This is a genomic window from Halobacteriovorax sp. GFR8 (genome assembly GCF_050955245.1).
Lineage (GTDB): Bacteria > Bdellovibrionota > Bacteriovoracia > Bacteriovoracales > Bacteriovoracaceae > Halobacteriovorax_A.
This window is the reverse complement of the sequence record NZ_JBPBLR010000002.1, coordinates 1,602,413-1,626,517: the sequence shown is the minus strand read 5'-3', so window position 1 is coordinate 1,626,517 and position 24,105 is coordinate 1,602,413. Positions and strand designations below refer to the sequence as shown.

General features: G+C 37.7%; 16 protein-coding genes. 6 read left to right on the top strand and 10 right to left on the bottom strand.

Annotated elements, in window-relative coordinates; translation table 11 throughout:
• The first annotated feature begins 29 nt into the window (after positions 1 to 29).
• Both ACRXC1_RS08215 and ACRXC1_RS08210 read left to right on the top strand, forming a co-directional pair.
• The gene (locus ACRXC1_RS08215) at positions 30 to 1,211 is read left to right on the top strand and encodes a hypothetical protein (RefSeq protein ID WP_433657965.1); all 1,182 of its coding nucleotides are present in this window, start codon (positions 30 to 32) and stop codon (positions 1,209 to 1,211) included.
• A gap of 83 nt (positions 1,212 to 1,294) precedes the next feature.
• Positions 1,295 to 2,071 (top strand): hypothetical protein, encoded by a 777-nt coding sequence (locus ACRXC1_RS08210; RefSeq protein ID WP_392911654.1) that lies wholly within the window; start codon positions 1,295 to 1,297, stop codon positions 2,069 to 2,071.
• Between the two features lie 33 nt (positions 2,072 to 2,104).
• On the opposite strand, the gene ACRXC1_RS08205 is transcribed toward ACRXC1_RS08210, so the two are convergent.
• From ACRXC1_RS08205 to lexA, 4 genes are all read right to left on the bottom strand, one after another.
• Positions 2,105 to 2,839: a trypsin-like serine peptidase gene (locus ACRXC1_RS08205; RefSeq protein ID WP_392908594.1), complete on the bottom strand. Its 735-nt coding sequence runs from the start codon at positions 2,837 to 2,839 to the stop codon at positions 2,105 to 2,107.
• Between the two features lie 134 nt (positions 2,840 to 2,973).
• On the bottom strand, positions 2,974 to 3,720 hold the full coding sequence (locus ACRXC1_RS08200; protein WP_433657962.1) for a trypsin-like serine peptidase: 747 nt from the start codon (positions 3,718 to 3,720) through the stop codon (positions 2,974 to 2,976).
• A gap of 91 nt (positions 3,721 to 3,811) precedes the next feature.
• Positions 3,812 to 5,902: an AMP-binding protein gene (locus ACRXC1_RS08195; RefSeq protein ID WP_433657960.1), complete on the bottom strand. Its 2,091-nt coding sequence runs from the start codon at positions 5,900 to 5,902 to the stop codon at positions 3,812 to 3,814.
• On the bottom strand, positions 5,895 to 6,554 hold the full coding sequence (gene lexA / locus ACRXC1_RS08190) for a transcriptional repressor LexA (protein ID WP_433657958.1): 660 nt from the start codon (positions 6,552 to 6,554) through the stop codon (positions 5,895 to 5,897). The genes ACRXC1_RS08195 and lexA overlap by 8 nt, the downstream gene beginning before the upstream one ends.
• Before the next feature lie 176 nt (positions 6,555 to 6,730).
• On the opposite strand from lexA, the gene ACRXC1_RS08185 reads away from it, so the two are divergent.
• Positions 6,731 to 7,474 (top strand): hypothetical protein, encoded by a 744-nt coding sequence (locus ACRXC1_RS08185; RefSeq protein ID WP_433657956.1) that lies wholly within the window; start codon positions 6,731 to 6,733, stop codon positions 7,472 to 7,474.
• A gap of 38 nt (positions 7,475 to 7,512) precedes the next feature.
• Here ACRXC1_RS08185 and ACRXC1_RS08180 read toward each other — a convergent pair whose 3' ends face one another.
• From ACRXC1_RS08180 to ACRXC1_RS08170, 3 genes are read right to left on the bottom strand one after another with little or no spacing between them, the layout of a single operon-like run.
• Positions 7,513 to 11,520, bottom strand: coding sequence for a hypothetical protein (locus tag ACRXC1_RS08180; protein WP_433657954.1), 4,008 nt, complete (start codon positions 11,518 to 11,520; stop codon positions 7,513 to 7,515).
• Between the two features lie 55 nt (positions 11,521 to 11,575).
• Positions 11,576 to 12,331: an N-acetylmuramoyl-L-alanine amidase family protein gene (locus tag ACRXC1_RS08175; protein WP_392908582.1), complete on the bottom strand. Its 756-nt coding sequence runs from the start codon at positions 12,329 to 12,331 to the stop codon at positions 11,576 to 11,578.
• Between the two features lie 25 nt (positions 12,332 to 12,356).
• On the bottom strand, positions 12,357 to 13,286 hold the full coding sequence (locus ACRXC1_RS08170) for a class I SAM-dependent methyltransferase (RefSeq protein ID WP_433657952.1): 930 nt from the start codon (positions 13,284 to 13,286) through the stop codon (positions 12,357 to 12,359).
• A gap of 183 nt (positions 13,287 to 13,469) precedes the next feature.
• On the opposite strand from ACRXC1_RS08170, the gene ACRXC1_RS08165 reads away from it, so the two are divergent.
• Both ACRXC1_RS08165 and ACRXC1_RS08160 read left to right on the top strand, forming a co-directional pair.
• A complete protein-coding gene (locus ACRXC1_RS08165) occupies positions 13,470 to 14,402 on the top strand; it encodes a hypothetical protein (protein ID WP_433657950.1) in 933 nt (310 codons plus the stop codon).
• A 34-nt stretch (positions 14,403 to 14,436) separates the two neighbouring features.
• Positions 14,437 to 17,565: a hypothetical protein gene (locus ACRXC1_RS08160; protein ID WP_433657948.1), complete on the top strand. Its 3,129-nt coding sequence runs from the start codon at positions 14,437 to 14,439 to the stop codon at positions 17,563 to 17,565.
• Between the two features lie 32 nt (positions 17,566 to 17,597).
• On the opposite strand, the gene ACRXC1_RS08155 is transcribed toward ACRXC1_RS08160, so the two are convergent.
• From ACRXC1_RS08155 to gcvPB, 3 genes are all read right to left on the bottom strand, one after another.
• Positions 17,598 to 17,951 (bottom strand): response regulator, encoded by a 354-nt coding sequence (locus ACRXC1_RS08155; protein WP_392860572.1) that lies wholly within the window; start codon positions 17,949 to 17,951, stop codon positions 17,598 to 17,600.
• A 98-nt stretch (positions 17,952 to 18,049) separates the two neighbouring features.
• Entirely contained in the window at positions 18,050 to 19,642 is a 1,593-nt protein-coding gene (locus ACRXC1_RS08150) for a peptide chain release factor 3 (protein ID WP_433657946.1), read from the bottom strand.
• 410 nt (positions 19,643 to 20,052) lie between these two features.
• Complete coding sequence (gene gcvPB / locus ACRXC1_RS08145; protein WP_433657944.1) at positions 20,053 to 23,103, bottom strand: aminomethyl-transferring glycine dehydrogenase subunit GcvPB; 3,051 nt, start codon at positions 23,101 to 23,103, stop codon at positions 20,053 to 20,055.
• Positions 23,104 to 23,206: 103 nt separating this feature from the next.
• Here gcvPB and ACRXC1_RS08140 point away from each other — a divergent pair, with 103 nt between their 5' ends.
• Positions 23,207 to 24,043 (top strand): class I SAM-dependent methyltransferase, encoded by an 837-nt coding sequence (locus tag ACRXC1_RS08140; RefSeq protein ID WP_433657942.1) that lies wholly within the window; start codon positions 23,207 to 23,209, stop codon positions 24,041 to 24,043.
• Positions 24,044 to 24,105: the final 62 nt, after the last annotated feature.

Genomic DNA, 24,105 nt, shown 5'->3' with positions numbered 1-24,105 from the left:
GTAATAAAGAAGGTTATTCTATATAACATATGGAATTTATAAAGATCTTTATTACGTTAACGACTTTACTTGCCGCTGGTCCCCTGGCACTGGCGAATCCTCGTATCTATCAATCAGATGCCACAGCATTAAATAAGGGTGCATCTAAAGTTAAGATAGAGGGAAGTTTTTCTTCAACTCTTTCACAAGTTGATAGCGATGGAAATGAAGTCGTTTATAATGATGACGTTAGCTATAATCTTCTTGATGGAAATATTGATTACCAATATGCCATCATGTCAAAATTTCAACTTCTAGCAGGTCTTAAAGGCCGCTATATCAGTAGTGGCGATACAAATGAGACTCAAACTACTGCAGGACTTGAGTCTTTTTATATTGGGGCCTTCTATGGCCTAGATAAAAAACACGGAAGAGATTTTGCTCTTAGTGCAATCTATCGTTTTAGGCCTTATACGGTCGATACATACTCTGGTTCAGCACCAAGTGATGAGCTGATCCTAGGTGATGGTGGAAATGATATCGAAGTAAACTTCTTAGCAAAGTTTGAATCAACAAAGTGGACATCATACGATTTTAAGATTGGTTATCGTATCCCTGGGGCCCCTATTTCATCTGAAGTTACTTTTGATGCTCGTCTTGTTAAGCACTATGTTGACTGGGCATTTTGGTTTTCTGCTAATGGTGTTTATTCACTAGGCGGAGATGAATACACTGACACTCCTAATGCAAAACCTGTTGTGGCAAGCGGTTACACTTCAAGATGGAATTCAATTAATCGTCAATTTGTAAATATTGATGCTAGTGTGCAAACGATATTTGGAAATAAGTATCTGGCCTACGCTACTGTTGGGACAAAGGTTTTAGGAACGTCTACAGACAAAGATTTCTATACAGCGCTTGGGCTTAGTTGGACAACTGGTGGTGTGACAGCACAACAAAAATTTGAAGAAAGCTTCAAAGAGTACTCAGTTGAGGCCAACGTTATTAAGGTTTCACCAAGAGGTGTTTTTATCAAGATTGATCATGGATCACTTGATGACATCCAGGCCGGAAATATTGTTGATATTTACAAAACAGACTACTTTGGTGGCAATATCTTGGTTGCTCAAGGAAAGGTTTATGAAGTCTCGAGTGCATCAGCTATTGTTAAGGTGGTAGCTCGTTATCGTAAAGTGCCAATAGAAAAAGGCTTCGCTGCTAGAATTAAGTAGTTGAAATGAGGAAATATTTAGTAATTGATATAATTGTAAGTTAAGCTAAAATATTGAATATAAACATAAAAAGGATATTATCGATGATGAAGCAAATCTTAATTGCTTTCTACCTACTGGCAACATCAGCTGTAATTGCAAAACCTTATACTTCTAACTTTCTTGAGTTTGAACTACCAAATGGTTGGGAATGTTCAATTGAGGGAAGTGAGTATGTTTGTCAGTCGACAAATGACAGAAGAAAGAAAGAGGCCATCATTATTTTCGCGGCAAAGCACCGTGGTAAGCAAGATGATCTTATTCAATACAAGGCCTATCTTGAGCAGGCCAAAACATTCAAGCTTCCTGGTGGTAAAACGCAAATCTCTGAGCCTTCGTATACAAGAATGAAGAAGATTCAAGGTCAAGGTCACACTTGGGTTGATTCTCTTCACTTATCAAGTGAAGTTCCAGGCTTCTTTACTCGCTATCTTGCGACAGTAAAAGGAGAGTTAGGAGTTGCGGTAACATTCTCTGTTGCTAAAGAGCACTACCAAACTTATAAACCAATCTTTGATAAGATCATCGAAACAATGCAGGTATTCTCTCGTATTAAGAATAATGCTGATGGACTTAAGCTTGCAGGTAATAAGGGAGAAGCTGTTCCAGGTGCCTCAGGTGACTTCTTAGATAATGAAGCTGGCCTTAATGATATTGGTGTCGGTGGCCAGAGACAAAAAGGAAAAGGCGCTGGTGGTGATGACATGACTCTTTATCTCATCATTGCACTTGTTGTTGGAGCAGGTGTCTTTATCGCAAAGAATCGCAAAAAGAAAGGTTCTAAAAAGAAGAAAGGTAAAAAGAAGAAAAAGAAATCATAGAAAATAAAAGGCCTCTCACATGAGAGGCTTTTTTTATTCTGATTTAAGACAAGCTTGAATGGCCTTTTTAAAATTTAAATTCGTGGCAACACTCGTACCGAGATTTGTTGCATAACCATAATGACTATTTGAGCACCCCCCATGAGAGTGAACGCCAATAATCTTTCCTGACTTTAAGTTAATGATACTTGAACCAGAATTTCCTCCTGTGGTATCAACTTTATGGCGGATAACTCCAGTCCTTCCAACACTTTCAAGGTATCCAATTCCATTTTGTTGAGCAAATGATCTCTCTACTTCAACATCATAACCGTGGCCAGTAATCGATATAAGGGCCTTGCTTTCAGGAACTGTATAGTCTAGCTCATAAAAGCCTTGGGCATCTCCTGCGCTTTCTTTTGTGTGAGTATTAGGTAGAAGCTTCATGACTGCCCAATCATTTCCTGGGCCGGCGTTACTATAAACTACCGAGCTCTCATTTACTTTATATACATCTTCCTTAGCTGAGTAGTTGAGGCCTTCTTCATCCGAAGCGGGTGTGTTAAACTCAATTAGTTTAAAGTATTTATGACAATGTCCTACTGAGATAGCACAGTTTTTAGAAATCATGGTCACGGTACAACCATCAGTTGCAGTTTCACTATAGAGTGCGCGACCTACTTTTGGATCTTGTGAAGGGATTCGATCATCAATTCCACAGATTGATTTCTCTAGGGCGAATATTGAAGGTGATAATAGTATTAAAAGGATAGGAGTTAATCTATTCATGGAAATCCTTGTTATGTTGCGATGGGTTAATTTAGGGGATTTCTGAATTCTTATCAACGCTTTGTGTAGACTTTATAGATAAAAAAAGGCCCAATAAGGGCCCTTTCTCATATACTAAATATTAAATATTTGATTTATTCGCTAGCAAGGCAGTTTTCAACTGCTGCTTTAAATTCTGGGTGTAATTGAAGTACCGTTCCTGCATTCGCATTTGATTCATTACTTCCATAACAACCACCATGAGAATGTACACCAATAATTTCACCAGTATTTAAGTCAAGGATACTTGAACCTGAGTTTCCACCCATTGTATCAACTCTGTGGTTTAAAATTGCAGCTCTGTAGCTACCATAATAATCACCACCAATTTCAGTTAATGGCCCAATATTATTTTGTTGAGCAAATTTTCTTTCAAATTCATTATCATTTCCGTAACCAGTGATTGAAAGTAGGGTACCTTCAGCTGGAGCTTCTTTTGCAATAGGGTAGAAGCCTTGTGCTTGCCCTGGAAGAAGGCCAGTCGTCTTATGTGGTTTGATTTTAAATACGGCCCAGTCATCACCTTGGCCATTGCTCTTATATTTAATTGATGCCTTGTCTGCTTGGTAGATATCTTTTGGATCAGGGTGTGCAATACCTCTTCTTGTTGAAGGAGGGGTATTAAATTCAATTACATTGAATGTAGCGGCACAGTGACCTACTGAAATTGCACATGAGTTTGATACTAATGTAACCGTACAACCGGCCTTATCTCTAGCTCTTTCTAGTGAGCGTCCTACTTTTGGATCACTTGATGGTACGCGCTCATCCATTCCACAAATTGTCTTATCCATGGCAAAGATTGAGAATGGCAATAATGCGCTTATGATTAATTTTTTCACTATTCTCTCCTTAGTTCGTGAAGAAATATAGTAGGGCCTTGGAGAGTAAACGACAAATATGTAATTGAGTTAGTAAGAAGTTGTTAGAAAGTTAAGATTTGAATATTTTTTTAAGAAGATTTAAATAATTTTCTTTCTTCATAAAGTGAATATTATGAGAAGCATCTTTGATTACATAACTTTGAAAATTGACGTGATTAGATTCAATATAGGTATCGCAAAACGATTGATACTTCTTATCTAATTCACCGCATATGTAATGATAGGAGATACCTTGTGGTAATTCACCTAGGTCTCTTAAGTCTCTTTGATTGGCAACTGAGAGCATTTCTGAGACTTGTGACCAGCTTTCGACATATTTAACAAATTCAATTTCTTTTTGTTTTAGCATTTTAGTTGCACTAGGTGAGAGCTTGATATCCTTAAAGACACCTTGGTCATACCATTTGTGGAAGAATGTTTCGGCCTGTGCATCATTAAATAATTTTGAATCGTGATGTAGACGCTTTTTTCTATCTTCTTTGTTGCCTATAAAACCAGGTGCTCCCGATTCATTAACGAAATTCTTTATCGCTTTGGTATTTACCAATCTCTTGTCGCGTAGGATTTCATTGAAAAGGCGGCCAGACATTGAATAAGTAATGAAGTGAATTTTTTTGTCGGTCTTTGCATCGATTTCTACGATTGAAGAAATTAATTTCTCTTTAAAGGTATCAAGAGATTTTAGCTTTCTATTTTTTCCATGCCCTGGAAGATCGATATAGATGAGTAAGTAGTCCTTGGCCAGATGCTTTGTCACTTCTTCAAGCTCAAGTGCGTTACCCATAAAGCCGTGACTTATAAAGATAATATCTCCGTGAGGATCTCCTTGGGCACTGATATAGAGATCTTCATTAAAGTTCATAAAAAGCAAATTCATGAGAGACTTAATTTTTTCTCGGCCGATTTTTACACCGACTTGCAGCTCTTTTAGGTCATTGGCCTTGTATAGTAAGTGAGGCCTCTCAAATGAGATGAGTTCATCTTCAATAATTTTTTGAGCATCACCAAGTGAATGGTTATCGCAGAAGGTGAGAGCAATAAGGTTCTCATACTTCTCATTCTTTATAGGGGCCACATAAGCATTATTAAAATATTTTGATAATTTCTCTTCAATGATTTCGGGATTAATATTTTCAGCGGCCTTTTGAAAAACAAAGTCGCTTCGCCCTAAGATAGTGTAATTGCCATTTTCATCTAGTTTAATGAGATCATTGGTAATGTATTTTTGATTAAAGTCATCACCATATAAGTATCCAATGGCGATACTCTTTCCTTCTAAGACGCATTTTGAATCGATGATGCTCACCTTGCCATCCATCGGTTTCCCACAGGTGCTTAAGAGTTTATTATCTTTTGTAAAAGGTGTCGCTAAAAATTGCGCACAACTTTCACTTGCTCCAAATGAGTTTGAAAGATAAATGCCAGAACTTGTGGCCTTTTGAATAAGGGCAGTTGAAACTTTTGAGCCTCCAAGAACAATTCCTTTTAATTGATTCATCCTTTTGATCATTTGGTCTGATTCCATAAGCCTTGCAAGTTGCAGTTGGACAAGTGAGCAAATTGATATTTGTGGATTTTTTAAGAGGTCATTTTCGAGTTGCCCTGCATCGACAATTGTTAATGAACTTCCTGCCACAAGACTTCGCCATGCAATCATGATCCCACCAATATGAAAGAGAGGCAGGGATAAGGCCCAATTGTCTTGTTGGTTAATTTTATAGTGATTAACAGTTGCTCTTGCACTATTTAATAATGATTCTAGGCTAAGCCTTACGCCTTTAGGTTTACCTGTTGATCCCGTTGTATAGATAACACTAGCACATGATTGATGGGACTTTATCTTTTTAGGCCCTGCTTGAGGTAGGTTATCAAGAGCATAGTCTGAAGCCGAAGATTCAAGTCTTCTGTGATCAACTAATATTGGTGTCACCCCATTCTCAATTAAACTAAAGTAATTAAGGAGAAAAGAGATATTGTTTTCTGGTAGCCAAGAGAGAACTTTAAAATTTGAGTCTTCAATAGCTACCTTGGCTATTCTTTGGCGTAATTCTTCATATGTAAGGACACATTTACCATTTTCATAGATAAAAGGCCCATTGGTATCTTTAATAAGCTTGGAAATATAACCAGTGTTATTCATAACTGCGCATTAGCCCAACAACCACACCTGCAATACGAAAGTCATTAGCTTCTGTAATTATAAAAGGTGAGAGGCGATCATTTGCTGGATGTAGCTCTACTGAGTTCTTCTTCTTAAAGAAGTTTTTAACAGTCGCTTCATTATCAACAAGTGCAATTACCGTTTGTCCTTGGTTGGCATTTTCTTGGGCACGGCAAACGAGGATATCACCTTCATGAATACCGTCGTTAATCATTGAGTCACCTTGTACGTTAAGGGCAAAGTACTTACCAGGACGAGACACCATATGATTTGGCACGAGAGTGTGCTCACTTGGGTTTTCAATGGCCTCAATAGGGTTTCCGGCCGCTACATCTCCTAGAAGTGGGACTTCACTAAAGTTCGCATTTGAATTCGTCAAGGCCGACATTTGCTGATCAAGCTCTTTTGATGAAAGTTGTTCTTCGTCTAAAATTTTAATTCCACGTCGAGCATTCCAGTCGACTTCGATTTTTCCGGCCTCTTGAAGATAGTGCATATACTTATTTACGGAACCGAAAGACTTTAATCCAAAATGTTCCTTAATTTCTTTCTGAGTAGGTGCATAGCCTTCAGCCTGAAAGTAATTCTTTATATAGAGATAAACTTGGTTTTGTTTCTTTGTTAATGCCATATCAATATGTTATGCGTAAGATTTGCGTAAGTCAATATAAGTTTTATTCACATTATTTGTGAATATATTTCACGGTTTTTGTGAAAAAAACTTACAATCAAATTTCATCCCTTTCTTGAATTGACGTAGGGCCTTGAAATAGCTACTTATAGGTCATCAAATTTAAGGGAGGGTTCATGAAATCGTTTACAAGTTTAAGTCGTTTGGCAGTTATCGCTACATTACTATTTAGTACGAATGCATTCTCTCTAGATGCTGGAGCGCTAAATAAAGCGAAGTTCGAAAAACTCGATGCAAGAGATCAAGAACAGTATCTTGAAATCGTTGATCGTGAAGTAACTGAAGTTTATCCTCGTTATGATCTAGTTTATAGCAAGCTAACAAACGAGAAGAGTAGCGCAGGACTTGGTGAAGTCTTTATGACAGTTGATAAAATCTTGGCCCTAGGGCAAAAGATTTGGAAAATTGTTGATGCAGGAAAGCCTGTTAGCAGCACTAAATTTACAAAGCCAATTAGTATCATTCCAAATATGGAAGATGTAAATGGAACATTCTCTTCAATGTCTCATTGGAGAGCACCAATTGTTCGCTCATTTAAAGTTGCTTATCGCAATGGATTTGGATCAGAAGTTATTTCATTTGTTTACACAGTTGTTTTTCAATACGGTGGAAAGTTTGAAGGGAAGGGTTCTTATATTACAGGGCTCTTTGTAAGCGCTAGTAATGTGAGTGTTTCTTGGGGATTCAACTTTTCAGCTTCAAGTGAGATTATGTCGATTGCAAACCAAGGAAGCATGGATTCACCAGTAGCTTCTGCAGTAGTTAATATCAATTACAAAGCTTCATCAGTTCTAAAATCGATTGATGAAACGGATATCTTCTACGTAAATGGTGATGGCCTACTACAAAGAATGAATTAATAATTAAAATAGAAAAGGCTTCCATTGGAAGCCTTTTTTTATAACTTATTTGCCTCTTTTAATGCATCCGTTAACATTGATTTAAATCGATCAAGCCTTTCTTCTTGCTGATTCTTATGCTTCTTAGACGATGCAGCTTCTGCGCTTAAGTTTCGTCCTTCAATTGCTGGTGCAATAATCTCTCTAATCATATACTCGCGAGCACGAACACCTGTTCTTGTTTTTGTGATTTTAGACCACTTGAAATCCTTCTTATCAATGATATTAAAAAGATCTCCAGCATTGATCGTAAACTCTCTAAAGAAACCTCGTAGGCCTCGAGAGCGCTTCTTCATACGGTTAAGTTCTGTTTGAACAAGAGCGTAGGAGAGTTGGTCTCCAAATGATCCGTCACTAGTGTCTTTCGTTAATGCATTTGCTAATAGCTTTCTAAGGTTTGGATCCTCGGCAATATTATCGATCGCTCCTTCTTCAACTTTCTTGAGAATGTATTCTTTTAGTTCACGTCCATCACGTGTTCTCATAATATCTGTTAATAGGCGGTTATTAGTAATGTCGTCTATTTTATCTAAAACAAGATTATCCGGTCCATTATAAGTGGCCAGCTCTTTTTTGAATACTTGGTTTAGGTTCATACCTAATTGCGATGTGATAAGATTCTCTAACATCTCACTTTCCATGAGGGCCTTGGTATTCTGAGCAGTCGTTGAGCTTGGGTTATCAAGACTATGTCTTTGCATTGCAATTGTCGTGTTGTGAATTGCTTGATCACAGATTGCTGTATTATTATCACATGAATACTTAAGAGTAGAGCCAACTAATTCAAGTGTTGAGATAAGCTGGGCATTAGGCATTCCATCACTAGAACCTTCCTCTTTAAAACCTGCTTCTTGAGACTTTGCAGGGATCGTTAAAAGAATATCCATGACCTTGCCAAGCTGATCAGGGTTCTGATCACCATAGACTTGAACAAAGCGTTCCTTCACTTCTTCTTTGGCCTGCTCTTCAAGTTTAGTAACACAAGTATTCATATTCGCTGTGGCCTCTTCAAGACTAGGCTTATTTGGCCGATCAATACATCTTTCAAATTCACGGTAAGCTTGAGATCTTGTGAAGTCTTCTAAAGTACCATTTGGATTTGCAAATTTATTAAGATCAGTAAGTAGTGTTTTTGCAATACTCTTCGCAATATTCCCTATCTCACCACTTAGGCAATCCTTAGCGTTTTCTTGTGCCTTTTCATCATCTTCTACAGAATTAAGGCACTTCATTAAATCACTTGAAGAAGATTCAGTAAGCGCTTTCACTTTATTAGGTTCACCGCTAAAAAGAGGCGCAATCGTTTCTTTAATTATTTTTGGCGCTAGTGAGCGGTACGCATCTTTTACTGTCACTGACATACAGACGCTTGCTGCCTGTGTCGCATTAATTTCATCATTAATTTCTTTTTCTCTAAGAGTATGATCAAGACAAGTGTTAAGTTGTGTACTAATTTTATTCTTAGCAACTTCAAATTGTTCTTTCGTGAACTTAGATTTAAAGTCCTCTAATGTTTTATCAATAGCACTAGGAGCAACACGTTTAATTAGAAGTGGTGTTAGGGTATCAACATTGCTATCAAGGTTTCCTGGCCCACTATTATTAATATGGTTTTCAATAAAACGCTCAAGTGAGCTCAATTCTGTGGCCGGTAAGTTAAAATCTTTTACTTGTCCATGGGCCATCTCTTTTGCAATTAGACCAATAACACTTCTTTGTGTTTTGAATGTACAAGATGAGATCGTATCATTCATATTTTCTTGATAAGAACTTAATCTCGTATGTTTACCCAAATCATTTTCAAGACACGACTTCATACCATTTTGAACACGTGTAAGCTCTTGTGGAGAGATTGCGGATTCAACAACGCTATCAGCGATTCCTTTATCACTTGTGGCCTTGTAAATACTATCTTTTAAGATAGCGCCTGAGAGTGAAGTAATCGCTCCCGTTAAGCACTGGTTAATGAGATTCTCATTTACATCTTTTGTGAGGTCCCGATAAATCTTTCGCTTAGCATGTTCAACACAAATCTCGTAATCTTTTATTATTCTCTGTGAAAGTTGTACTCTTTTTTCTTCAGTTATACCGAGAGAGTCAAATTGTTTATCAAATTCGATTGCCAGTATTGACTTGGCCGCTTGTGCTGTTGCCATGGCCGTTATAAATGCAGAACACTCATTTCCATCTGTTGTCTTCTTAGCACTCATACATGCCGGCAGATGTTTGGTCTTAATATCTTCAATTAAAAGATTTTTCTCATCTTGTGATAAGCTCTCTGATATTTTTGGGTTTGTTAAGATAGCAATCTCAACAACATCGTAAGTCGCACTTACTTTTAAGCTATCAATACATTCACCAATGGTCTTCGTGAATTGTTCGGTACTCATTTTAGCAAGGACTAAATACTCTTGAGGCGTTTGTCCTTTTCCATTTACAATTGGAGCATAGCTACAGTTATTTGACTTTCTTAAGATATCTCCAACGATTGCATTGTTCTCAGTTTTTCCTGTATATGCCTTTATTGCATCATTAACACGTCCTGCACGTGTGCGATGATAACTTTCAAGAATACCTGTATAAACACATCCTTTGACAACTGAAGTGGTATCGATGATTTTTTCAAATTTATTGAAGTTTTCATTTACACACTTCATATATGCATTAGTTGATTTTGCCTTTAGAGTAGGTAGGCCATCCTCTGGTGTGAAGTTAAGTCCTATTTGTTTTTCTAATTCCTTTTCACCAATTGAAAGAGCGATATTATTGGTGAATACATTGGAACACTCAATAACTTGATCCTTACGTACAGCTTTTTCTAAACATTTATCAAGATCTTTAAGGTATGGTTCAACAAAGGCCTGTTTTTCTTGGGCATTGTTGAATGTTTTCATATCATCTAGTAAGAGATTAACGACTTCTTTTGAATATGCACTTGCTAGATCTCTAATCTTGTCGAAATTTCCAATATCCTTTTTATTGATTTCATCAAAGATTTCTTTAATTCTAGCATCACTTAAGTTTTGAGAAATTGCACCAATATTTTTGAAAGTCGTATAGAGAAATTCTTCTTTATCAAATGGGTTTATCGTACCAAAGAAATTAAAGACGCCAATGGCCCCTCTTTCGATAACACCCATTGTTTTGTCGCCAAAGTCTGCTTCTTCAATATTTGAATAACTTAATTTTGCTTCAAGAGACTTGCGGTGACATTCTTTTTCTAGTTCGCGAAATTCGTTAGTAAGCTGCTCTCTTTCTTTTGCAATTGAAGTTCTTTCGTATCCATTTAGTTTTGAGATAATTTCATTTAATTGCTCATTAAGTTCAATAGCGGGTGTAATAAGGTTTGCAATACACTCTGATGCATTATTGCAAACTACAACAGCAGAGTCTTCACTGTAAGTAGTATCTTCAAGTGTTGACACAAAATCTGACTCAAGTTGGTATTGCTCTTGTAATTTATTTATTGGTATAAATTTTCCATCACTAGAAATTATCCCAGCGAGAAGCTCTTGCTGCTTTGATTCACTTTTACAAATTATAGGTGCAGCACTGGCCGTTTTAGAAAGCTTAAGTTTTTCTATATCAATAGCTAGGTGAGTAGGCCTTACTTGTGTTGTTTTAGTTGCTGACTTTACGATACAGCCAGATAGCTTTTCATTTGTATGATGCTTTGTTGGAAAGTAGGCAATAGGCACATCAAGCTTTAAGGTCTTATGCTTTGAATCTCTTTGGTTATATCTTGCTGGCGGGATTTTGTAGCTAATACTATCGTTATGACAAGAAACGAAATAACTTGTTAATTGAAGAGCACGAGGGTTAGGGACTCGAGTACAGCTTTGTTCATAGACAATAGTATTGCGATCTAAAATGGTGGCACTACATATCGGTTGGGCCGTTGCTTGAATATTTCCACGCTTTAACACGCAGGCCGACAGCTCGTCTGAAGCGTAGACTTGAATAGAAGCTGTGATGAATATGAATAAAGTAGCAATAAAACGATACATTTCATTGATCTTTTCGGAATAATTTCTTTAATACTTGAGGGAAATATTGAGGTATTTAAAATAAATTTGGGCCAGAGATCGAATCTAAATAGCTAATAATTCCTTTGGCCGAATACTTTGCATAGAGATGGTGGAACCAATCATCAAGTACTAGAGATGCTTCACTGGAATTTGTTAAAAAACCGGCCTCTAATAAGATAGAAGGTCTTTTAGAAAGGGCCAAGACATAGAATAGGCCTGGCTTTAGGCCTCGGTCTTTCATTTTGTAATTCTTTGTTAAAAGCTTACCGAGTTGATCATGGACTTGTGTTCCAAGCTTCTTTGACTCAGGTGCAACCCTTTCAACCACAAGGTCTGTTAGGATATTATTGATAATGACCTGTTTGCCTTCAAGGTCACGGTTTTCAACAGCTTCAATCTTTGCAATGGCCGCGTCCTGGTGATTATTTAAGTAATAGGTTTCAAAGCCACTTGAGCTACTGTCTTCGGCCGCATTTAGATGAATCGAGATAAAGATGTCGGCCTTAATAATATCGGCCATATCAGCTCTTTTTTGCAATGAAACTGTTTTATCAATTGTTCTCGTTAGGTAGGCACGGTGCCTCTTTGTTTGATTGATATACTTCTTTAACTTTAGGGCAATCTTAAGAGCGACATCTTTTTCACATATAATATTTAATTTCTTTTTTCTCCATACTTTTGCCTTGGCACCACAGTCCTCTCCACCGTGACCTGGATCAATGAGAACAGTCGCTGAAAACGTCTGCGTTGTAAGTATTATGGAACAAAGAAGAAGTAAGTTTTTAATCATGTATACTTATTATATGGATAACGTTCTAGCTGTGCAAATGGATTTTATAAAGCTTGTGAATCTTTTGGTCATGAAAGTCTTCAGGGATGCTCCATTTGGTCATATCCTTGACGACAAAGCTCTGTTGAACACTCTCATTTAGTTTGAAACTACGTAGATTGTTGGAGAAGTACAAAACACCATTTTCAGCTAGAAGCTTTGTACAATATTCAACTAATATTTCATGGTCTTTTTGCACGTCAAAGACTACATCCATCTTCTTAGACTTAGACATAGAAGGAGGGTCGAGGATGATGACATCATATTTCTTTTCTTGTTTTTGTGCTTCTTCTTTCAAATATTTCAAAACATCTTCTCTGATAAAAGAATGTTTATTGATATCTAATTCGTTTAATTTAAAATTTACTTTTGCCCAGTCGAGGTAGGTATTAGACATATCAACACTTGTTACCGTGGCCCCTGCATAAGCGCTTGCAACAGATAAGCTACCTGTGTAACAGAAGAGGTTTAAAACGTTCTTTCCTATAAAATCCTCTTTTGCAAGAAGTTGCCTTAGTGGCCTGTGATCGAGGAAAAGTCCAGTATCGATATATTTATTTAAAAGAAGTTTGAATTTTAGATCACCTTCTTTAGAAACAAGTGGAGTTTCTCCTTTCGATTTTTCATATTGAAAGTCTTGGCCTTGAACCTTCCTTTCCTTAATAAAAATATGCTCTTCATTTAATTGGGTATGTTCTTTGATTGCCTCAATTAAGAGAGGAAGGTGATTCTTGTCAGCGTCAATCTTATCAATACTACGCTTGTAGATAACACAGTATTGCCCGTGAATATCAACAATAAAAGGGAAGTCTGGGATATCTCGATCATAGAGTCGAAATGAATCGATATTATTTCTCTTGGCCCATTTCTTCTTGTGTCGATAAAGCTTTTTGATACGGCCGTTAATTGCGCTCATGAGAGATCCTTTATGATTTTTAAGCAATTGATATCACAACGATTATGCTTGATTTTTAATATTTTACAAGTACCCGATTAAAGTATGCGGTTAAGTTTACCGTTAAGCATGACGATATTACGAAAGCTTATCAATTTTAACATATATATAATTGATTCACATTTTTTTCGTGAGGAGAGTTTAATGAAATTTATGGGAAGAAGTATGCTTGCGCTTTATGCGTTTGTAGCAATTTCTGGAAGTACTTATGCAAGTATCTTTACTTTTGGCGAGCTATTATTAAAGCCTGTCTCTATCAAATCTAAAATTGTAAAAGAAGGCGTTTCTGGTGGCTCTATCACTAGTTTAAAAGACTCTATTCACAATAGTGTTGCTTCACTTTCACATGGCCATGCAAGCCTAAGTGATGGCCTCGCCGCTGTCAAAGTAGATGCAACAAGAGAAGATGCAGCTAAGATTGGCCGTATCCAGGCGGCATTAAAAATGAATCACGACACAGTAACGGGTCAAGAATTCAAAGATATCGTAAATGATCTTGCTTATATCGCTTCTGTCTACGGAGAAGATTCAAGTAAGCTTCTTAATTGTTCTTATTGTAAGTCTGACCAATTAGCTAGTCTTGGTTTTAAGTCAAATATTACAGTTATTGCTGATCCTAGTTTAAAAAGATTAGTTTCTCGACTTCCTAAAAGCTCAACAGCGATTAGTCGCTATATTAGCAAAATGAGTCGAAAGGGGAATGCGAAAGATATTTCTCGCTACCTCGATTCTGGTGATCGTAAAACACTTGCTCTATTTATGAGTTTCAATGATCGTGGTGCTAAGAAAGAATATAAGCAATTCTATGAAGCCGTGGCCAAGTACAATTCTGATAAGGGTGGCAATGTGACTTTTGCGGGCCCTACAGCGAAAGGTACTTTTTGGAAAATTATCGATGGTAAATTTTCTCCTCAAAGAGCTGCAAAACTTGCTAAGGCAATTAATGAAGCGGCCAAGAAGCCTGTCTCTAAAAGAGAAGATGAGTTTTATAAGCAGCTTTATAAAATCAGCGACAAAACTCCCGAGACGGCAAATAGTATTGAAGAGTTAAAAGCTAAAAAATGTTTTTTCAAATAATTAATTTAAATAATAAAAGATAAAGGTATAGCGTATGAGTGATACTAATAAAAAATTTAAAGATCTTTATTTGCCAGTTCTCGGAACTGTTGCAATTGGGGCTGCTGCTTTCTTTGGGGTATCTCAATTAAAGCATGGTGATTATCGAAACCCATCTTCAGATGGAAATTTTAAAACGGCCTATGAAGCCTGGGCCGATCTTCAGTATTCAGGAGCATCTTACAGTGCGAAGGCACTTCTTGTTGATGACCAAACACTTCCAGGGATGCTTGGAGGGGTTACATACGGTGCAGAAAAAGAAGCCTCATCATCTCTCTTAACTAGAGTCATGTCGCCTTCTACGGCCCTTATTGAAAGGAACCTTAGAAAACTTCCTAATGAAAATAGGGAATTATTCTATCGAGACTTTTTAACAAATTATGCTAAGGACTCAAACGGCTATCGTACTTATAAAGACGTAACAACTGGCAAAAAAATTGATCTTGCTAGGGATGTTGTGGATGCACAGGGCAACCCTAAGGTCCTTGATCTAACACAGCTTAAGTCAATTGATCTACAGACGGCCAACGTATTAGAATTAGAAGCGGTCTTCTTTAACTTATTTAAGCAAATGGAAGACCGTTCGATGTCTTTCATTAAGCCTTCAATAAGACGTAAATTCTTTACAGGAAATCTTCCAGGACTTCCAAAGATTGTTGTGCCAGAAGAAGCTGGCTGGAATAATAAGCCACATAAATTTCTTGGTAATAAAAGAGATTACACTGAATGGAAGCCTAATTTTGGTAAGGCCGAAAAATTCCTAACAGATGCCCATGGTCACGGTGGTGGTAATGGAGGTTGGGAAATCAACTTTAAAGCACAGAATACTTATGGTGAGTTTGAAGAGATGGTTGCATGGTTTAGAGAGTCACTTTCTCAAGTCGTGCGTGATCCTTTAACTGGACAGAATAAGGTTCAATTATTCCAGGCCCCTGGTCACCAAAGAATTGTTTTTAGAAAGCACCCTGATCTTGATGAAGGAAAGCTTTCTGAGTTTTACCGTGCAATTCAATCATATATTGTTTTAAATGGTATTAAAGGAAACTCTGGAATTGAGTTTGCTAATTATAAGAGTGTTCAAACAGAATCAAACCTTTCTAATCTCTACCATGGTGGACGTGGGGTTATTAGACCAGATGACCAATGGAAACCATGGGTGCAAAGTACTGGTGGTTTAGGGATTGAGTTTAGAGCGGGGACGAAAAACCTTGCTCCTGCAAGATTCTATCAAACGACATTAGCCGCTCGTATTGGGGCAAATGACTTTAGTGGTATTGCAAGTATTTCTGATTATAACTTAAATAGCCCTGAATTTAGAAATTCTGAAAGTATCGCATCTCGATTTGGCATTGAAATCGATGTTGTTAAGCAAGCAATCGCTAATATGCAAAAGGCCGGAATTAAGGCCGACTACCGTGTGATGTTCTGGGGCTGGACAGAGCCTGAGGTCGCATTCATTGGTGATACAAAGCGTGAGATCATTAAAAATCTTGTTAAAGATTATACGCAAAAAGTTGCTCTTCTTGATCCTAATATGCCTGAAGCGCAATTAAAGAAAGAAATTCGTGAAATGAATCGCACTTGGGTTTCAGCATCAAAACTAATTGATGATCTTGAAGCTTATATGCGTCCAAAGAAAATGGATTATAACGAGCTTACAATGGACTTTAAGGCCAATGTAGATGCTCCTAATCGAGTTGCAAACCCGGTTGATGTTAACAAAATCGATCTTGGTATTGAATACTCTGGTAAATTTCCACTTAGACTTAAGTCGATCACTTCTAAAGAGCGTCTTGAAGATGGGAAGCGAGCTTGGGTACAAACCGTTATTGACTTATCATCTGAAGAGCGTGAAGCAATCATTAAAAGAGTTGCTCAAGATCTTTATAACGAAATTGGCGGTGAAGAAGGTGAGGCACCGGTTAAGCTAGAAGTTGACGGTCACGGGCATGGACTTGATGTTGCCTATGCGATCCGCGACAATAAAGGGCGTAAGTGGCAAGTAGAGTGGGACGGTATTGGACGCTCTTATACTCCTTCTGGTGAAATTATTGCTGATTCTCCTCGTGGGGGAACAATTGAGCTAATTACACCTAAGTTTACTCCGACAATCGAAGAAGTATCATCAGTTTATAAAGCTTTTGAAAAGAATAATGTTCTACCTTCTCTAATGGCCGGTGGGGGGCACGTAAATATTGACCTTGCTGCATTTGATGGAAACCCTAAAGCACTTGCAAGATTCTTAACAATCTTCCATGAGCATAGAGGAATCATTTCACTAATGTTTCAGCATATTAATCGTACCCACACATCTGAGCCTGTTGAGGTAAGTGAAACACTAAGAAAGGCACTAAAAGACTTCAATGGTACAGAAGAAGAGCTTAAGAAACTTCTATACAATGAAAGGTACTTTAACACTCGCTTTGGGCGTAAGACTCGTTATATCCAGCTTGATGTTTCAGCTTACTTCCAGGATGTTATTCCAGAAGAATTTGTAACAGATGACTTTGATATCTCAAATCCAACTGTTGACTGGAGAAGAACATTTAGAGTTGATCCTAAAATTAGAAAGGCCGAGTTTAGAATGTTTAATGCTCCACGTGATGCAGCTGAATCAGCAATGCAGATTCAGTTAGTAAGAGCAATGCTTGATAAGGCATTAAATAGTACTGAAGAGCTATCTGCTGAAGTTGATCAGACGACACATGTTGACTACGTTAAGAAGCCTCAAATGGCAGAAGATGATCTAAAGAAGCTATGTGATGATCTTGGGCTTGATGTAAATCAATTCCGTACAGCTGCAATGGAAGGTCTATCAATCTCTCAACTTGAGTCACAAAAAGTGTTCTTTAGAAGTATTGATGAAAAAATGGCCATTCACCCACACCAACCAGGTTGGGGGAAAGCTGTTGAAGCAAGAAGTTCAGAGAATGCTCTTAACTCAACAGGGCGCCAGTGGACACCAGGGCCTGCTGATGAGCTAAATACAATGAATAACGACCATCGTATTCGTGCAGCTCTTGCTGCTCAGGAGATGAGACAAGAGATTGTTCCAGCTCGTGAACTACCAGGTGAGTTTGTTAGAACGAATAGTTGTGAAGAGTTATTAAACGAAATTTTATAGAAAAGAAAAGGGCCTCAATCGAGGCCCTTTTTTTATGCTTGTAGATCTTGAATATAATCCATAAAGACTTGATGACGAATTGGCTTGTAGAGAATGTCATGAGCGCCTAATTCTTTAACTTCATCAAGAGAGACTTCTTGGTGGGCCGTGACAAAAATAAATTTTTTAAAGTCTAGGCCTTCGATAATTAAATTCTTTAAGAAGTCGATACCATTCATCTTAGGCATACGAATATCTGAAAAAATATAATCAAATTTTCCATTTTTAACTTTTTCTAGAGCTTCTTCACCATTATAAGCGACTTCATAATCGAGTCCGATACGATCAAACATATACTGATAGAGCTCTACTAATTCAACTTCATCTTCGACAAATAAAAACTTCAATCTAAAAATCCTGTTGTGTTGTGCTACGCTGCCTTAAAGACTCTTAATCATAGTTAATTTTTATTTGTTTATCAAGCAATTTAGTTTGGTTAAGTTAACTATTTGAAATCATTCGTTTTGAAGAATTCAACATCTGCATACTTTTCCGTCGCAAGTTTAAGATCCCATTCTGTACGATAAATAAAGCATGGTCGATCTTTAATATCAAAGGCGATATTTGCACTATAACGAGAGATAAATTCATCCTTAATTTTTTCACTAGGGAATTTTATCCATCTAATACCGTTGTAAGGGAAGCCTTCGTATTCACCTTTAACATTATATTCATCTTCAAGTCGGCGTTGGACAACTTCAAATTGAAGGGCCCCTACGGCACCTAGAATCTTCTCAGTTGAATTATGACGTCGAAATAGCTGAACTGAACCTTCTTCTGAAAGTTGTTGTAGTCCCTTGTCGAGCTGTTTTCCTTTCATTGGGTCTTTTAAGAGAACTCTCTTAAATAATTCCGGAGCAAAGCTTGGAATCCCCGTAAACTGCATGATTTCACCTTCTGTGAAAGTGTCTCCAATTTGCAGCTTTCCAGAGTCATGAATACCAATAATATCTCCTGGAATAGCATATTCTGTAATCTCACGATCCTGTGCTTGAAAGATAAGTGGTGTTGCAATTTTTATCTCTTTACCAGTTCTTGCTAGAGTAACTTTTTGTCCTCTCTCAAAGCGACCTGAACAAACGCGAATGAAGGCAACGCGGTCACGGTGCTTCTTGTCCATATTGGCCTGAATCTTAAAAACAAAACCACTAAATTTTTTCTCACTAGGATCAACTGTACGAGTTTCGCCGTTTTCAATTGGTGCAGTGATAACTTCTCGTTTACCAGGGCCTGGAGCATATCTTGAGAAAGTATCAAGAACTTCTTTGACACCAAAGTTATTAAGGGCCGACCCAAAGTACATTGGTGTCATAATTCCAGCAAGGAACTCTTCTTCATTAAACTCTGGCATAAGCTCACTAATCATCATGAGGTCTTCCTCGAGTTTATCTAACAGAACATCTCCGACAAACTCTTTGATATGATCTGCACTTAAGTCACTAGCATCAATGATATTAGGGCTAAATGGGTCTTCAGCGTCTTTAAAGCTCATGATCGTTTTATTTCTAAGGTCGTATACACCCTTGAAGTCGACACCTGAGCCAATTGGCCATGTCATTGGGACACATTGGATTGAACATGTCTTTTCAACGTCATCAATTAGTTCAAATGGATCAAGTGCATCGCGATCAAATTTATTACAGAAGGAAACGATAGGAGTGTCACGCATACGACAAACTTCCATTAACTTCTTTGTCTGTGTCTCAACACCTTTGGCCGAGTCAATCATCATCAGAACACTTTCAACTGCCGTAAGTGTACGGTATGTATCTTCAGAGAAGTCCTTGTGACCTGGAGTATCGAGAAGGTGCATGGCACGTTCGTTATATGGAAATGACATAACAGATGATGTAATTGAGATACCACGCTCTTTTTCCATCTCCATCCAGTCTGATTTTGCGTAATTACCTTGCTTACTCTTTACCATTCCAACACTACGTACAACCTGACCAAACCATAAAAGCTTTTCTGTCATTGTTGTTTTACCCGCATCTGGGTGAGAAATAATCGCAAAGGTCGCTCTTTTTAAATCTTCCATTTAACCTATATCCTAATCTTATAAATTTATGATGCGACACTGTAACACTCTTATGATCATTTGAATAGCTTGTATCAGCAGATTGATAAAGAGTATTTATAGAAGAAAAATGAGAATTTTAGTTAAATTGTAAGTTTTATTAATGGGATTTATTAGGTCAACAAACTACTTTTGTAATATTTACACGTGCAAAAATGATAGGTTGTAACATCTGAAATCGCGTCGTATAAACCACTCATTAATGTAGCAGGGATTGATGAATAAACATATCGATAAAGTTGTGTTGTTGTTCTTTGTTCCCCAAATTCGTGTTAAATTTCGTGTTGTTGTTATTCTCGAATTATTCGTATGTTTTTCAATCTCTGCTACACCTAATATATATAAAGGCCTGCATTGCAGGCCTTTTTTTCTTATTGCTTTAATTCTTTGTGCTTATCTTGAATCATTTTTACAACTTCTAGCGTGTCTTTGTGACGTAATTTCTTAGGTGAAATTTCATCACTTGGTAGATCCCAAAGCTTGTCTAGGTCGCGGTAGAACTTAAGGTTCTTATTTGCCCAAACTTCGTCAACTTTACTTACTGCCGTAAAGTGAGGAGCCGTTTGAAGAACTTCTGGAGAGTCTGAAAGTACGTTCTTGATTGCTACTAGTACATCTGTGAAGTCATCTAATTCTTTCTTTGTAAAAGATTCAGTTGGCTCAATCATTAGTCCAAAGACTTCTGGGAAAGCAACAGTCGGAGCATGAAGACCAAAGTCAAGGAAGAGCTTTCCAACTTTTGCAATGATTTGGTTCTTTAGTGTTCCAGACTTTTCAATATGAGAAAACATATCATCACTTAATGTAATGATAAACTCATGCATACGAGGTGTTTCATCTGCTCCATGTGGAAGCATTGGATAAACATCTTTCAGTTTTTGGAATAGGTAGCGTGCACTTAGGACTGCAATTTGTGACATGGCCACTACACCATCTTGGCCTAGGGCCTTAAGATATGTGTATGCACGTACTTTGTGAGCAACGTTACCATCGTGACGGTGGAAATCTCCAATACACTTTGGTGCGCGAACTTTCTTATATGATCCGTCTGCTAATTTTTCAACTTGTGTTCCAGGAATGTAGTCTACAAGCTTGCTACTTACAGCAACGATAGCATCACCTGGTCCTCCTCCACCGTGTGGAATAGTCCAAGTCTTATGTAGGTTGTTGTGACAAGCATCAACACCTAATTTCTCTAGTGAAACGATTCCTGCAATAGCATTCATATTAGCACCATCCATGTAAACAAGCCCGTCTACAGAGTGGATAAGATCTGCTACTTCTTTAAAGTTTTCTTCAAAGATACCTGCGGTATTTGGGTTTGTTACCATAATACCAGCGATACGCTCACCATCAATTTTAATGATCTCTTTTAATTGCTCAAGGTCGATCTGGCCTCTTTCGTCTGCATCTAAAGTAATGATTCCTACTTGTTTACCATCAACCTTACCAGGGACGAATCCTGCTACTGCAGCTGTTGCTGGGTTTGTACCGTGTGCTGAACGTGGGATAAGAATGACATTTTTCGTGTCGGCATTTCCTCTATCTGCATGGTAGGCCTGGAACATCTTGATTCCAACTAGTTCTCCTTGCGCACCAGCTACAGCTTGAGTTACAAGACCTGGAAGTCCTGTAATGGCCTTAAAGTCTTCTTGAATGTTATAAAGTAGCTCAAGCGTTCCTTGAGTATACTTATCGTCTAAGTCTGGGTGGGCCATGGTAAAGCCTGGAAGACCAGCTGCCCAGTCATTCACATATGGGTTATATTTCATTGTACATGAACCAAGAGGGTAGATCGCATCATCTGGAGAAACGTTAAGACTTCCACACTTGTCATAGAATGCTTTCACTTCATCAGTCGAGAAAGTTGCAATACCTGGAGCGTCCTCTCTTACATAATTATGAGGAATCTCTGGCATAAAGAATTCAGATTCACTATTTGCTGCAAAGCTTTCGTTGAAGAGTGCAATTAACTTGTCCAGCTCAACTTGTGTGTGTTGATCACCAAAAGAAACTTTTAATAGATTTCCTTCTAGGTTGTGACGTCCACTGATATCTTTACCCGCAACTAGCTCTTCACTTGAAGCAAGAATCTCACTTGCTTTCTTATCAAGTTTTAAGACAACCTCGTTGAAGTACGGAGCATCAAAAGCAAGCTCTACACCGTCAAGGTGTAAAATATTTGAAAGGAAGTATTGTGTATTTTGGCGTGCAGTCGCTAACTTGTCAGCTAATCCTTCATCTCCAAGTGCTAACAGTGCAGCACCTGCAATTGAAGCAACAAATGACTGGTTAGAACAGATATTACTAGTTGCCTTCTCACGGCGAATATGTTGCTCGCGAGTTGATAGAACCATGGCAAGACATTCTTGATTGTTCATATCAACAGCGTTACCGACGTAGCGTCCAGCTGTTTGGCGAATTTGATTCTTATTGGCATCGTTAAAACGAATTCCAAAAATCCCAAGCCCAGGGCCACCATAGTTTGCATCAAGACAGAGGTGTTGTCCCTCTCCAACGATCATTGTTGCACCGGCCTTGTCACTTCCGTATTCACTTGGCTTTTTTAAACCACCTTTTGCTAGTAGCATAGGGTCAATGATTGCAATTGAGAATACTTCGTTATCACGACATAAGTCAGTTAATGCATCAACATCTTCGAGTAGTCCAAGTGAGTTTACTTGTCCAAAAGCAAACGTTGCAATTTCTTTATTTGTCTCAAGTAGCTCTTTAACTTTATCAAAGTCAGTTAAACCACTTTCTTTGTTAATTGGTGCCCAGAGGATTTCTAGGCCAGTGTGTGCAGCATTTGTTTCAATAACACTTCTGTCTTGTGGGTAGATCGCTTCACTGACGAGAACCTTTGTTTTCTTACGTGCTAAGCGAACCCCTGTTTTAAGCGCTTCAAATAGACATGTTGATCTATCATATAATGAAGAATTGATGGCCTCAAAACCAGTCAGTGCTGTAATTGCACTTGAATAGATCCAAAGTGTGTTCAATGTCCCCTGAGATCTTTCAGGTTGATAAGGAGTATAGGCAGTCGTTAGTCCTCTAATATTACAAACGTAAGGAACGATCTCATGAATTTTAAATTGAGGAAGTCCATCACCTAGAAAGTTAGTTGGGATTTTATTCTTCTTCGATAACTCATCAAGGTTAGTAACAAGTTCGTCATAGCTTAATCCTTCTTTTAAAGGAATTTTAGATGAGAATTTTACGTCGTCTTTAATATGAGAGAATAATTCTTCTAGTGTTGTTAGACCTAGTTCGTTTAACATCTGCTTAATTTCTTCATCACTTGCACTGATATAATTCTTTGCTAATTCGCGATTAAGATCACCAGAGTTTACTTTTAAATTTCTTGGGTCAAAACCAAGTTTCTCAATAGTTGAGTTTGATACGTCTTGTGTGTGTGACATCTGTTCTCCGTATGTGTTATATCTAGATAAATTAATTCTAAAGTATGTATTTACGAAAAGTATATATAGCATAGAAAGAACAGGCCATCTACTTGATTTTAATATGAATGAGACTTCGCTAAAGACTAAAATTGATATTGTAATTGAACAGGGGTTTGATAATGATATTCAATTAGAATCTCTGAATCAAGCGCTGCACAATTATTTGCAAGCGCTCACTTGTCATGGGTTATCATTTCAATTACATAAGTCGAGCGCTTCTTTAACTGGCGTCTATTTAATTTGGAAAGATAGTGAACTTTGTCTTTTTGACCCGATAAGAGAATCCTCTCTTAAACTTGATTGGGCCGGTGACTTACAAACACATTTAAAGAGAAATTATGCTGTCACAAAAGAGCCACTTTTTCGTGCCCTAAAGCTTAAGGGCGGCGATATTGAACATAACAAAGTAGTTGATGCAACTTTAGGAACTGGTAAGGATGCTTGCTTACTCTTGAGCTTTGGCTGTCAGCTCGAATGCTTTGAAAGAAACCCTTATGTTTTTGCACTTGCTTTTTGGGCGTATCAAAAGGCCATTTGTTGTGAAAATGAAAAGATTAGGCTTATTTTTAAAAACCACATGAATATTCATTTTGGACAAGCGGCCATTGAAGAGGTCCCTGTTGCTTTTGAGCGATGCTTCTACGATCCAATGTATGAAATAACGAAGTCAAAGGCCAAGAGTGCGCTAAGTCGAAAAGAGATGGAAGTCTTTAAAGACTTAGTAGGCAAGGACGTGGATCAGGATCATTATTTATGGTCCTTATGTGCCAAATTTTCTTTAGTTTGCTTAAAAAGACCAATCAAGGCAAGTGAGGCCAAGATACCAGCTAATTGTAAGCACCAAAAAGTTGTCTACACTGGTAAATCAACCCGCTACGAACGCTACTTTCTTCCTTAATTATCTTAAGAAATCATAGTCTTTTAATAAAGTTGTTGTTATTATTTCAAGCGCTTAGTAAC